General features: G+C 68.2%; 22 protein-coding genes. All 22 read right to left on the bottom strand.

Annotated elements, in window-relative coordinates; genetic code table 11:
* Positions 1-176: 176 nt before the first annotated feature.
* Entirely contained in the window at positions 177-620 is a 444-nt protein-coding gene (rplO, locus tag ABTW87_RS13675; RefSeq protein WP_350651127.1) for a 50S ribosomal protein L15, read from the bottom strand.
* A complete protein-coding gene (rpmD, locus tag ABTW87_RS13670; protein ID WP_130320427.1) occupies positions 620-802 on the bottom strand; it encodes a 50S ribosomal protein L30 in 183 nt (60 codons plus the stop codon). Before rpmD ends, rplO begins: the two co-directional genes overlap by 1 nt.
* A complete protein-coding gene (gene rpsE / locus ABTW87_RS13665) occupies positions 802-1,416 on the bottom strand; it encodes a 30S ribosomal protein S5 (RefSeq protein WP_155330237.1) in 615 nt (204 codons plus the stop codon). The genes rpmD and rpsE overlap by 1 nt, the downstream gene beginning before the upstream one ends.
* 34 nt (positions 1,417-1,450) lie before the next feature.
* A complete protein-coding gene (rplR, locus tag ABTW87_RS13660) occupies positions 1,451-1,840 on the bottom strand; it encodes a 50S ribosomal protein L18 (protein ID WP_502891577.1) in 390 nt (129 codons plus the stop codon).
* Positions 1,837-2,379, bottom strand: coding sequence for a 50S ribosomal protein L6 (rplF, locus tag ABTW87_RS13655; RefSeq protein WP_350651126.1), 543 nt, complete (start codon positions 2,377-2,379; stop codon positions 1,837-1,839). The genes rplR and rplF overlap by 4 nt, the downstream gene beginning before the upstream one ends.
* 16 nt (positions 2,380-2,395) lie before the next feature.
* Positions 2,396-2,803 carry a 30S ribosomal protein S8 gene (gene rpsH, locus ABTW87_RS13650; protein ID WP_130320431.1) on the bottom strand — a complete coding sequence of 136 codons (408 nt, stop codon included), beginning with the start codon at positions 2,801-2,803 and terminating at the stop codon, positions 2,396-2,398.
* A 93-nt stretch (positions 2,804-2,896) separates the two neighbouring features.
* On the bottom strand, positions 2,897-3,082 hold the full coding sequence (locus ABTW87_RS13645; RefSeq protein ID WP_007073023.1) for a type Z 30S ribosomal protein S14: 186 nt from the start codon (positions 3,080-3,082) through the stop codon (positions 2,897-2,899).
* A 1-nt stretch (position 3,083) separates the two neighbouring features.
* Complete coding sequence (rplE, locus tag ABTW87_RS13640) at positions 3,084-3,653, bottom strand: 50S ribosomal protein L5 (protein ID WP_155330234.1); 570 nt, start codon at positions 3,651-3,653, stop codon at positions 3,084-3,086.
* Positions 3,653-3,973, bottom strand: a complete 321-nt coding sequence (gene rplX, locus ABTW87_RS13635) for a 50S ribosomal protein L24 (RefSeq protein ID WP_012184319.1) — start codon at positions 3,971-3,973, stop codon at positions 3,653-3,655. Before rplX ends, rplE begins: the two co-directional genes overlap by 1 nt.
* Positions 3,970-4,338: a 50S ribosomal protein L14 gene (gene rplN / locus ABTW87_RS13630; RefSeq protein ID WP_007073026.1), complete on the bottom strand. Its 369-nt coding sequence runs from the start codon at positions 4,336-4,338 to the stop codon at positions 3,970-3,972. Before rplN ends, rplX begins: the two co-directional genes overlap by 4 nt.
* Positions 4,339-4,438: 100 nt before the next feature.
* Entirely contained in the window at positions 4,439-4,714 is a 276-nt protein-coding gene (gene rpsQ / locus ABTW87_RS13625; RefSeq protein ID WP_168003797.1) for a 30S ribosomal protein S17, read from the bottom strand.
* A complete protein-coding gene (rpmC, locus tag ABTW87_RS13620; RefSeq protein ID WP_350651125.1) occupies positions 4,711-4,947 on the bottom strand; it encodes a 50S ribosomal protein L29 in 237 nt (78 codons plus the stop codon). The genes rpsQ and rpmC overlap by 4 nt, the downstream gene beginning before the upstream one ends.
* On the bottom strand, positions 4,947-5,372 hold the full coding sequence (gene rplP / locus ABTW87_RS13615; protein WP_007465292.1) for a 50S ribosomal protein L16: 426 nt from the start codon (positions 5,370-5,372) through the stop codon (positions 4,947-4,949). Before rplP ends, rpmC begins: the two co-directional genes overlap by 1 nt.
* Before the next feature lie 3 nt (positions 5,373-5,375).
* Positions 5,376-6,230, bottom strand: a complete 855-nt coding sequence (gene rpsC, locus ABTW87_RS13610; RefSeq protein ID WP_350651124.1) for a 30S ribosomal protein S3 — start codon at positions 6,228-6,230, stop codon at positions 5,376-5,378.
* Positions 6,230-6,688: a 50S ribosomal protein L22 gene (gene rplV / locus ABTW87_RS13605; RefSeq protein ID WP_350651123.1), complete on the bottom strand. Its 459-nt coding sequence runs from the start codon at positions 6,686-6,688 to the stop codon at positions 6,230-6,232. The genes rpsC and rplV overlap by 1 nt, the downstream gene beginning before the upstream one ends.
* Positions 6,689-6,728: 40 nt before the next feature.
* Complete coding sequence (rpsS, locus tag ABTW87_RS13600; RefSeq protein WP_350651122.1) at positions 6,729-7,010, bottom strand: 30S ribosomal protein S19; 282 nt, start codon at positions 7,008-7,010, stop codon at positions 6,729-6,731.
* 12 nt (positions 7,011-7,022) lie between these two features.
* Positions 7,023-7,862: a 50S ribosomal protein L2 gene (gene rplB / locus ABTW87_RS13595; RefSeq protein WP_350651121.1), complete on the bottom strand. Its 840-nt coding sequence runs from the start codon at positions 7,860-7,862 to the stop codon at positions 7,023-7,025.
* 12 nt (positions 7,863-7,874) lie between these two features.
* Entirely contained in the window at positions 7,875-8,177 is a 303-nt protein-coding gene (gene rplW / locus ABTW87_RS13590; RefSeq protein WP_091125159.1) for a 50S ribosomal protein L23, read from the bottom strand.
* On the bottom strand, positions 8,174-8,824 hold the full coding sequence (rplD, locus tag ABTW87_RS13585) for a 50S ribosomal protein L4 (protein WP_350651120.1): 651 nt from the start codon (positions 8,822-8,824) through the stop codon (positions 8,174-8,176). The genes rplW and rplD overlap by 4 nt, the downstream gene beginning before the upstream one ends.
* Positions 8,821-9,480, bottom strand: coding sequence for a 50S ribosomal protein L3 (gene rplC / locus ABTW87_RS13580; RefSeq protein ID WP_350651119.1), 660 nt, complete (start codon positions 9,478-9,480; stop codon positions 8,821-8,823). Before rplC ends, rplD begins: the two co-directional genes overlap by 4 nt.
* Before the next feature lie 11 nt (positions 9,481-9,491).
* Positions 9,492-9,800: a 30S ribosomal protein S10 gene (gene rpsJ / locus ABTW87_RS13575; RefSeq protein WP_007073037.1), complete on the bottom strand. Its 309-nt coding sequence runs from the start codon at positions 9,798-9,800 to the stop codon at positions 9,492-9,494.
* A 354-nt stretch (positions 9,801-10,154) separates the two neighbouring features.
* Positions 10,155-11,348 carry an elongation factor Tu gene (gene tuf / locus ABTW87_RS13570; RefSeq protein WP_350651118.1) on the bottom strand — a complete coding sequence of 398 codons (1,194 nt, stop codon included), beginning with the start codon at positions 11,346-11,348 and terminating at the stop codon, positions 10,155-10,157.
* Between the last annotated feature and the right edge of the window lie 47 nt (positions 11,349-11,395).

The raw sequence follows: 11,395 nt of genomic DNA, 5'->3' as shown, positions 1-11,395 counted from the left end.
CCGGGCGAACGCCCGATATCCATGGCTGGGAACGGACTCTAACAGCCCGGTCCCGGTCCGGGCAGGTGTGCCCGGCTACATAAACCGATTCCGATATTACCGGGTGCACACGTCCCAGGTAGACCATGGCGCCCGCCAGTTGACGGACAACTGAACGGGCGCCATGGCGTACATCACTACAGCTCGGTGACCGAGCCGCCGGCAGCGGCGATCTTCTCCTTGGCCGACGCGCTGAACGCGTGCGCCGACACCTGGAGCGCCACCCCACCGAGGTCGCCGGTCCCGAGGACCTTGACCGGCTGGCCCTTGCGGACCGCACCGGCCTCGACCATCTCGACCGGGCCGACCTGGCCGCCGTTCGGGAACAGCTCGGCGAGCCGGTCCAGATTGACGACCTGGAAGGTCACCTTGAACTTGTTCTTGAAGCCCTTCATCTTCGGCAGGCGCATGTGGATGGGCATCTGCCCACCCTCGAACGCCGCCGAGATGTTCTTACGGGCCTTGGAGCCCTTGGTACCGCGACCGGCGGTCTTGCCCTTGGAGCCCTCACCGCGACCCACCCGGGTCTTGGCGGTCTTGGCACCGGGCGCCGGGCGCAGGTGGTGGACCTTGATCGTCATTACTCGACCTCCTCGACCTTCACGAGGTGGTTGACCGTGAAGATCATGCCGCGGATCTCCGGACGGTCCTCCTTGACCACCACGTCGTTGATCCGCTTGAGGCCGAGCGAACGCAGCGAGTCACGCTGGTTCCGCTTGGCCCCGATGTCGGACCGGACCTGGGTGACCTTCAGACGAGCCATCAGGACGCCACCTCCGCCCGCGACGCCAGCATGGCGGCCGGCGCGACGTCCTCGACCGGCAGGCCACGACGGGCCGCGACGGCCTCCGGGGACTCCAGCCCCTTCAGCGCCGCCACCGTGGCGTGCACGATGTTGATCGGGTTGGACGACCCGAGGCTCTTGGAGAGCACGTCGTGGATACCCGCGCACTCCAGCACGGCGCGCACCGGCCCACCGGCGATGACGCCCGTACCGGCCGAGGCCGGCTTGAGCAGCACGACGCCGGCGGCGTCCTCGCCCTGCACCGGGTGCGGGATCGACTGACCGATCCGCGGCACCTTGAAGAAGTGCTTCTTGGCCTCCTCGACACCCTTGGCGATCGCCGCGGGCACCTCCTTGGCCTTTCCGTAGCCCACACCGACGGTGCCGTCGCCGTCGCCCACGATCACCAGGGCGGTGAAGCTGAAGCGACGACCACCCTTCACGACCTTGGCGACGCGGTTGATCGCGACGACCCGCTCGAGGTGCGGGGTCTTCTCGACGGGCGCGTTTCCGCGGCCGCCCTCACGGCGGTTGTCGCGGCGACCACCCTCGTTGCCACCGGACCCGCCGCCACGGCGCTGTTGACCTGGCATCAGCAGCCTTCCTTTTCTCTCGTGACGGGGTTTGTCAGAACTCGAGCCCGGCTTCGCGGGCGGCGTCGGCAAGCGCGGCGACCCGCCCCGCGTACCGGTTGCCACCGCGGTCGAAGACGACCTTGGAGATGCCGGCGGCCTTCGCCCGCTCGGCGATCAGGGCGCCGACCTTGCCGGCCAGGGCGCTCTTGTCGCCCTCGGTGCCCCGCAGCGACGCGTCCAGGGTCGAGGCCGACGCCAGGGTGTGACCCTTGGTGTCGTCCACGATCTGGGCGACGATGTGCCGCAGAGAGCGGGTGACCACCAGGCGGGGACGCTCGGCCGTGCCGCTGATGTTCTTGCGGACGCGGAAGTGCCGGCGCGCACGCCCGACGGCACGCTTGGCGGCGACGCCGCGGCGGCGCTTGAGCAGCGTGGCGCTCACTTCTTACCTGCCTTTCCAGCCTTGCGGCGGATGACCTCGCCCTGGTACTTCACGCCCTTGCCCTTGTAGGGCTCCGGCGGGCGGATCTTCCGGATGTTCGCGGCGACCTCGCCGACCAGCTGCTTGTCGATGCCGGCCACGTGGAACAGCGTCGGCCTCTCCACCGTGAAGGTGATGCCCTCCGGCGCCTGCACCAGGACCGGGTGCGAGAACCCGAGCGCGAACTCCAGGTCCTTGCCCTTGGCGGTGACCCGGTAACCGGTGCCCGCGATCTCCAGGCTCTTGCGGTAGCCCTCGGTGACGCCGACGATCATGTTGGCGACCAGGGTACGGCTCAGGCCGTGCAGTTCCTTGGCCTTGCGCTCGTCGTTCGGGCGGGCGACGTTCAGCTGCCCGTCCTCGGCCTTCTCGATGGTGATCGGCTCGGCCAGGGTGTGCGAGAGCTCGCCCTTGGGGCCCTTGACCTTGACGGTCCGGCCGTCGATCGTGACGTCGACGCCGGCTGGCACCGGGATCGACTTACGTCCAATACGCGACATTTCTACCTGTCTCCCGTTACCAGACGAAGGCGAGGACTTCCCCGCCAACGCTCCGCTTGCGGGCCTGCCGGTCGGTGAGCAGCCCCTGGGACGTCGAAATGATCGCCACGCCCAGCCCGCCGAGCACCCGCGGAAGCTCGCCCGACTTGGCGTACACCCGGAGGCCGGGCTTGGACACGCGCTTGATGCCGGCCAGGCTCCGCTCGCGGTTCTGGCCGTACTTCAGCTCGACGACCAGTCGCTTGCCGACGGCGCCCTCCTCGGGCTCCTCGACCGACCAGGTGGCGATGTAGCCCTCGGACTTGAGGACCTCGGCGATGTTGGCCTTGATCTTCGAGTAGGGCATCGTCACCCGGTCGTGGTACGCCTGGTTGGCGTTACGCAGACGCGTGAGCATGTCTGCGATCGGGTCGGTCATCGTCATTAAACTCGTCAACCTTTCTCGCCGGGGTTCCCGGGCGATCCCGGGCCTACGGCGAAGAGACAGTGCAGCTGACGCGCGGAGCGCGCCGGGCTATTACCAGGAAGCCTTGGACACGCCGGGCAGCTCACCGCGGTGGGCCATCTCCCGGATGCAGACCCGGCAGAGACCGAACTTGCGGTAGACCGCCTTCGGACGCCCGCACCGCTGGCAGCGGGTGTACGCGCGAACCGAGAACTTCGGCTTCGCGGCCGCCTTGAGGATCAGCGCCTTCTTGGCCATCTCAGTTCTCCTTGAACGGGAAGCCCAGGAGCTTGAGCAGCGCCCGGCCCTCGTCGTCGGTCGTGGCGGTGGTGACCACCGTGATGTCCATGCCCCGCTGGCGATCGATCTTGTCCTGGTCGATCTCGTGGAACACCGACTGCTCGGTCAGACCGAACGTGTAGTTGCCGTGCCCGTCGAGCTTGCGCCCGTCGAGGCCGCGGAAGTCGCGGATACGCGGCAGCGCGATCGACAGCAGCCGGTCCAGGAACTCCCACATCCGGTCGCCGCGCAGGGTGACCTTCGCGCCGATCGGCATGCCCTCCCGCAGCTTGAACTGCGCGATGGACTTGGTCGCCCGCCGCACCTGCGGCTTCTGGCCGGTGATGGTCGCCAGATCGCGGACGGCGCCCTCGATCAGCTTGGCGTCCCGGGCGGCCTCGCCGACACCCATGTTGACGACGATCTTGACCAGCCGCGGCACCTGCATCGGGTTGCCGTAGTTGTACTGCTCGCGCAGCTGGGCCACGATCTCGTTGCGGTACCGCTCCTTGAGGCGCGGCATGGTCTTGGTTTCGGTAGCCGTGGTCATCACAGGTCCTTACCGGTGCTACGCGCGATGCGGACCTTCTGGCCGTTCTCGTCGATGCGGTAGCCGACGCGGGTCGGCTTCCCGTCGGAGTCCACGACCATCACGTTCGAGACGTGGATCGGGGCTTCCTGGGTGACGATGCCACCGGTCTTCGCGCCACGCTGGGTGGTGCTGATGCGGGTGTGCTTCTTGACCCGGTTCACGCCCTCGACCAGGACCTTGTCCTGCCGCGGGTAGGCCGCGATGACCTTGCCCTTGGCACCCTTGTCCTTGCCGGCGATGACGACGACCGTGTCGCCCTTCTTGACCTTCACGGTCACAACACCTCCGGCGCGAGAGAAATGATCTTCATGAACCGCTTGTCCCGCAGCTCCCGGCCCACCGGGCCGAAGATACGGGTGCCGCGCGGGTCCCCACCGTCCTTGATGATGACGGCGGCGTTCTCGTCGAAGCGGATGTACGAGCCGTCCGGCCGCCGCTTCTCCTTGGCGGTGCGAACGACGACAGCCTTGACGACGTCGCCCTTCTTCACACCGGCACCCGGGATCGCGTCCTTGACGGTGGCCACGATGACGTCGCCGATGCTCGCGTAGCGCCGACCGGAGCCACCGAGCACCCGGATGCACAGGATCTCCCGGGCACCCGTGTTGTCGGCGACGCGCAGTCGCGACTCCTGCTGAATCACGTCTATCTCCTATGTCTGCCGGTTCTCCGGCCGCACGAGGCGGCCGGAGCCTGGCGGAACCTGCGCCCCCCGGCCTGCGCCGGGTGGGCTTGAGCCTTCGCTACTTGGCCTTCTCGAGGATCTCCACGAGCCGCCACCGCTTCGTGGCCGAGAGCGGCCGGGTCTCCATGATCAGGACCCGGTCGCCGATGCCGGCGGCGTTCTGCTCGTCGTGGACCTTCAGCTTGCTGGTACGGCGCATGATCTTGCCGTACAGCGCGTGCTTGACCCGGTCCTCGACCTCGACGACGACGGTCTTCTCCATCTTGTCGCTGACCACGAGGCCCTCACGCACCTTGCGGCGGGCCCGCGCGCTGGCGGTGGTGTTCTCGCTCATCCTGCAGTCACCTCAGTCGGCGCGGCCGAGAGCCCCAGCTCGCGCTCACGCATGATCGTGTAGATCCTGGCGATCTCCCGACGGATGACCTGCAGCCGCCGGTTGTTGTCCAGCTGCCCGGTTGCGGCCTGCACGCGGAGGTTGAACAGCTCCGCCTTGGCCTCGCGCAGCTTCGTGACCAGCTCCTCCTCGGGGAGCTCACGCAGCTCGGAGGCCTTAACGCCCGCTGCCATCAGGATTCACCCACTTCGCGCGTAACAATCCGGCACTTCATCGGGAGCTTGTGGATCGCGCGGCGCATGGCCTCACGCGCGATCTGCTCGTTGGGGAAGGACATCTCGAAGAGGACCCGCCCCGGCTTCACGTTCGCGACCCACCACTCGGGCGAACCCTTACCGGAACCCATCCGGGTTTCGGCCGGCTTCTTGGTGAGGGCCTGGTCCGGGAAGATCGTGATCCAGACCTTGCCGCCACGCTTGATGTGACGGGTCATCGCGATACGCGCCGACTCGATCTGGCGGTTGGTCACGTACGCCGGCTCGAGAGCCTGGATTCCGAACTCGCCGAACACCACCCGGTTACCACCCTTGGACGCGCCACTGCGGTCCGGGTGGTGCGGCTTGCGGAAGCCCTTCGGGGGCTTGCGCGGCATCAGCATCTGTCAGCCCTCCTGCTGCGTTTCTGCCGCGGCGGCGACGGCGGACGCGTCCACCGGCTCGCCGCTCGGCGTCTCGGCCTGCTGCGCGATGGTGGTCGCGGCGGCCCGGCCGGCCTCGGTGCCACCGGCGGTCGTGCCGGACGAACCGGACCGACCACGGCGCGGCCGCTCGGGGCGGTCGCCGCGCTCACGGCGCGGGCGCGACGGAGCCTCGGCCGGGGTCTCCCGACCCGGCACCGCGTCGCCCTTGTAGATCCAGACCTTCACGCCGATCCGGCCGAAGGTGGTACGGGCCTCGAAGAAGCCGTACTCGATGTTGGCCCGCAGCGTGTGCAGCGGGACCCGACCCTCGCGGTAGAACTCGGTCCGGCTCATCTCGGCGCCGCCGAGACGGCCCGAGACCTGAACCCGGATGCCCTTGCAGACCGGGTTCTTCATCGCGGACTGCATGGCCTTGCGCATCGCCCGACGGAAGCTGACCCGGCTGGACAGCTGCTCGGCCACGCCCTGCGCGACGAGCTGCGCGTCCGACTCGGGGTTCTTCACCTCGATGATGTTGAGCTGGACCTGCTTGCCGGTCAGCTTCTCGAGCTCGCCGCGGATCCGGTCGGCCTCCGCACCCTTACGGCCGATGACGATGCCCGGCCGGGCGGTGTGGATGTCGACGCGGACACGGTCCCGGGTGCGCTCGATGTCGACCTTGGAGATCCCGGCGCGCTCGAGGCCCTTGGACATCATGCGGCGGATCTTGACGTCCTCGCCGATGTAGTCCTTGTAGAGCTTGTCCGCGAACCAGCGGGACTTCCAGTCGGTCGAGATGCCGAGCCGGAACCCGTGCGGGTGAACCTTCTGACCCATTACTCCGCACCCTCCGTCGTGCTCTGCGTCTCGGCCGGCGCAGCCTGCTTCGCCGGGGCCGCCTTCTTCGCCGCCGCCTTCTTCGGCGCGGCCGGGGCGACCGCCTCGACCGCGACCGTGATGTGGCAGGTCCGCTTGCGGATCCGGTACGCCCGGCCCTGCGCCCGCGGCTGGAACCGCTTCATGGTCGGGCCCTCGTCCACGTACGCCTCGCTGACGAGCAGCGCGTCGGGGTCCAGCCGCTCGTTGTTCTCCGCGTTGGCGATCGCGCTCGCGAGCACCTTGTACACCTGCTCGCTCGCGGCCTGCGGCGCGAACTGCAGCACCGTGAGCGCCTCCTTCGCGGGCAGGCCGCGGACGAGGTTGACCACCCGGCGCGCCTTCATCGGCGAGATGCGCACGTACCGCGCAACCGCCCGCGCGCCCGGAAGCACCGGAGCGTCGCCCTTTCCTGGCATCGCTGTAACCCCTTGTTCCTCTATCCGTATGCCCGCGGCGTCAGCGCCGGCGGCTCTTCCGGTCGTCCTTCTCGTGACCCTTGAACGTGCGGGTCAGCGCGAACTCGCCGAGCTTGTGCCCGACCATCGCCTCAGTCACGAACACCGGGACGTGCTTACGTCCGTCGTGCACCGCGATCGTGTGACCCAGCATCTCCGGGGTGATCGTCGAGCGCCGCGACCAGGTCTTGATGACGTTCTTCGTGCCCTTGTCGTTCTGCGTCTCCACCTTCTTGAGCAGGTGGTCGTCGACGAACGGGCCCTTCTTCAGGCTGCGAGGCATGTCTTATCTCCCTCAGCCGCGCTTACGCGTGGCGTAGCGGCGGCGGACGATCAGCCGGTCGCTCGGCTGGCCCTTACGACGGGTGCGGCCCTCGGGCTTACCCTGCGGGTTGACCGGGTGGCGACCACCGGAGGTCTTACCCTCACCACCACCGTGCGGGTGGTCGACCGGGTTCATGGCGACACCACGGACGGTGGGCCGCTTGCCCTTCCACCGCATCCGGCCGGCCTTGCCCCAGTTGATGTTCGACTGATCGGCGTTGCCGATCTCGCCGACGCTGGCCCGGCAGCGCACGTCCACCCGCCGGATCTCACCGGACGGCATGCGCAGGGTCGCGTACGCGCCCTCCCGGCCGAGCAGCTGGATGCCGACGCCGGCCGAGCGGGCCAGCTTGGCGCCACCGCCCGGGCGCAGCTCCACGTTGTGGATCGTGGTGCCGACCGGGATGTTGCGCAGCGGCAGGTTGTTGCCCGGCTTGATGTCGGCGCCCGGCCCGGACTCGACGACGTCGCCCTGCTTCAGGTCCTTCGGCGCGATGATGTACCGCTTCTCGCCGTCCAGGTAGTGCAGCAGCGCGATCCGCGCGGTGCGGTTCGGGTCGTACTCGATGTGCGCGACCTTCGCCGGCACGCCGTCCTTGTCGACCCGCTTGAAGTCGATGATCCGGTACTGCCGCTTGTGGCCGCCGCCGTGGTGCCGGGTGGTGATCCGGCCGTGGGCGTTGCGACCACCCTTCTTCGGCAGCGGAGCCAGCAGCGACTTCTCGGGCGTCGACCGGGTGATCTCGGCGAAGTCGGCGACGCTCGAGCCACGCCGGCCCGGCGTCGTCGGCTTGTACTTACGGATAGCCATTGTCTACACCCCTCAGCTGACCGGGCCGCCGAAGGCCTCGATGCGGTCACCGTCAGCCAGCTTCACCATCGCCCGCTTGGTGTCCTTGCGCTTGCCGAACCCGGTGCGGGTCCGCTTGCGCTTGCCCTCGCGGTTGAGCGTGTTGACCGTCAGGACGCGGACGTTGAAGATCTGCTCGATGGCGATCTTGATCGCGGTCTTGTTCGCGTCCGGGTGCACCAGGAAGGTGTACCAGTTGCGGTTCAGCTCGCTGTAGCTCTTCTCCGAGACGACCGGCGCCACGATGATGTCGCGCGGGTCGGCGATCGTGCTCACTTGCCACCCTCCTCGGTGGTCTCGGCGGGGACGCCCAGGAACTCGTCCAGGGCCTCCTTGGTGAAGACCACGTCGTCGGCCACCAGCACGTCGTACGTGTTGAGCTGGCCGGCTTCGATCAGGTGCACCCGCGGCTCGTTGCGCAGCGACACCCAGTTCAGCTCGTCGGTGCTGCTCAGCACGACCAGCGCCCGGCGGGCGTCGGTCAGCTTCGCCAGCGTGGCCAGCGCGGCCTTGGTCGACGGCTTCTCGCCCGAGACGAACGCCTCGACGACGTGCACCTTGCCCGCGCGGGCCCGGTCGGAGAGAGCGCCACGAAGCGCGGCGGCCTTCATCTTCTTCGGGGTCCGCTGGCTGTAGTCGCGCGGCACGGGACCGTGCACCACGCCACCGCCGGCGAACTGCGGCGCGCGGATCGAGCCCTGCCGGGCGCGACCGGTGCCCTTCTGCTTGTACGGCTTCTTGCCGCCGCCGGCGACCTCGCCGCGGGTCTTGGTCTTGTGCGTGCCCTGCCGGGCCGCCGCGAGCTGGGCCACCACGACCTGGTGCATCAGCGCGACGTTGGCCTGCGTGTCGAAGATGTCGGCGGGCAGCTCGACGGAGCCGGCCTTGGTGCCTTCGACGGTGAGGACGTCAACGGTGGTCACTTGCCCGCACCACCCTTCTTCGCCTTGGCCGCGGTGCGGACCAGGACCAGCGCGCCCTTCGGGCCGGGGATGGCGCCGCGGACGAGCAGGAGGTTGTTCTCGGTGTCGACCGCCTGGACGGTCAGGTTCTGGACGGTGTAGCGCACGCCACCCATCCGGCCGGCCATCCGGGTGCCCTTGAAGACCCGGCCCGGCGTGGCGCAGGCGCCGATCGAGCCCGGCGAGCGGTGCTTGCGCTCGACACCGTGGCTGGCGCGCAGGCCGTGGAAGCCGTGCCGCTTCATCGGGCCGGCGTAGCCCTTGCCCTTGGTCTTGCCGGTCACGTCGACCGAGACACCGGCCGGGAACTGCTCGACCGTGACCTCCTGGCCGAGCGCGTACTCGGCGGCGTCGGTCGTGCGCAGCTCGACGATGTGACGCCGCGGCGCCACGTCGGCCTTCGCGTAGTGACCGCTGATCGGCTTCTTGACCTTGCGCGGGTCGATGGCACCGTACGCCAGCTGGACCGCCGCGTAGCCGTCCTTATCCTGGCTACGAACCTGGCTGACGACGCACGGGCCGGCCTGAACCACGGTCACCGGGACAACACGGTTGTTGTCCCAGACCTGGGTCATGCCGAGCTTCGCGCCCAGGATCCCCTTGACTTGCCTGTCCATTTGTCCGATCCCTACAGCTTGATCTCGATGTCGACGCCAGCCGGCAGGTCGAGGCGCATGAGCGAGTCGACCGTCTTCGGGGTCGGGTCGATGATGTCGATAAGCCGCTTGTGCGTACGCATCTCGAAGTGCTCGCGCGAGTCCTTGTACTTGTGCGGCGAGCGGATGACGCAGAAACGGTTGATCTCCGTGGGCAGCGGCACCGGGCCTGCGACCTGCGCCCCGGTGCGCGTCACCGTCTCGACGATCTTCCGAGCCGAGGAGTCGACGACCTCGTGGTCATAGGCCTTGAGCCGGATGCGGATCTTCTGTCCCGCCATGGTGGCTTCTGTTCCTTCTCTCGATGCCGCTGTATTGCGGGCGCCTGTACCGGCTGGCACAGGCCCACTTCGCCGACCCCCGCGGTCGGGCGTGTCGCGCCCTCGGGTCAGGCTCCGCCCCCGGGTACTGAAGGAGCGATCCTCACCGCGCGGTGGGTCATGACGTCGATCGCACTACCGCGACCTGGACGCCGTGCGAGGGTGGTTGGCGGACTGGCCGCCAACCACCCTACGCCCGACTGGTCCTCCCGCCCGGAGGTTCGGCAAAGCCGAACGCAGGCGGATGAACCGTCGTTACGCAACCTGACTAGTATGCCGCACGACCGGCGGCGGGTCTAATCGGGGTTACCCAGCTCACTTGACGATCTTGGTGACGCGACCCGCGCCGACCGTACGACCACCCTCGCGGATCGCGAACTTGAGGTTCTCCTCCATCGCGATCGGCTGGATGAGCTTCACGGTCATCGTGGTGTTGTCGCCCGGCATGACCATCTCGGTGCCCTCGGGGAGCGTGACGACACCGGTGACGTCCGTGGTCCGGAAGTAGAACTGCGGACGGTAGTTCTGGAAGAACGGGGTGTGCCGGCCGCCCTCCTCCTTGGAGAGGATGTAGACCGTCGCCTCGAACTCCGTGTGCGGGGTCGTGGTGCCCGGCTTGATGACGACCATGCCGCGCTCGACGTCCTCGCGCTTGATGCCACGCAGCAGCAGACCGACGTTCTCACCCGCGCGGGCCTCGTCGAGCAGCTTGCGGAACATCTCGATGCCGGTGCAGACCGTCTTCTGCGACTTCTCGCGGATACCGACGATCTCCACCTCCTCGTTCGGCTTGAGGATGCCGCGCTCGGCGCGACCGGTGACGACGGTGCCACGACCGGTGATCGTGAAGACGTCCTCGATCGGCATGAGGAACGGCTTGTCGGTCTCGCGCTCCGGCTGCGGGATCGCGGTGTCGACAGCGGTCATCAGGTCCATCAGCTTGCCGGTCCACTCGGGGTCACCCTCGAGGGCCTTCAGCGCCGAGACCCGGACGACCGGCAGGTCGTCACCCGGGTACTCCTGCGACGAGAGCAGCTCGCGGACCTCGAGCTCGACGAGCTCCAGGAGCTCCTCGTCGTCGACCATGTCGCTCTTGTTGAGCGCCACGACGATGTACGGAACGCCGACCTGGCGGGCCAGCAGCACGTGCTCGCGGGTCTGCGGCATCGGGCCGTCGGTCGCCGCGACCACCAGGATCGCGCCGTCCATCTGCGCGGCACCGGTGATCATGTTCTTGATGTAGTCGGCGTGACCGGGGCAGTCGACGTGCGCGTAGTGCCGCGCCTCGGTCTGGTACTCGACGTGCGCGATCGAGATCGTGATGCCGCGGGCCTTCTCCTCCGGCGCCTTGTCGATCTCGTCGAACGGCGTGTACGGGTTGAGGTCCGGGTACTGGTCGTGCAGGACCTTGGTGATGGCCGCCGTCAGCGTCGTCTTACCGTGGTCGATGTGACCAATGGTGCCGATGTTGACGTGCGGCTTAGTCCGCTCGAACTTCGCCTTCGCCACTGGTGTCCTCCTGTGGACTTTCTTGGTTCGTTCGCCCCGGTGCGCCG

The sequence above is a fragment of the Micromonospora sp. NPDC126480 genome, assembly GCF_040302465.1.
GTDB lineage: Bacteria > Actinomycetota > Actinomycetes > Mycobacteriales > Micromonosporaceae > Micromonospora.
The sequence above is the reverse complement of the archived record's forward strand: the minus strand, read 5'-3'. Positions and strand labels throughout refer to the sequence as shown.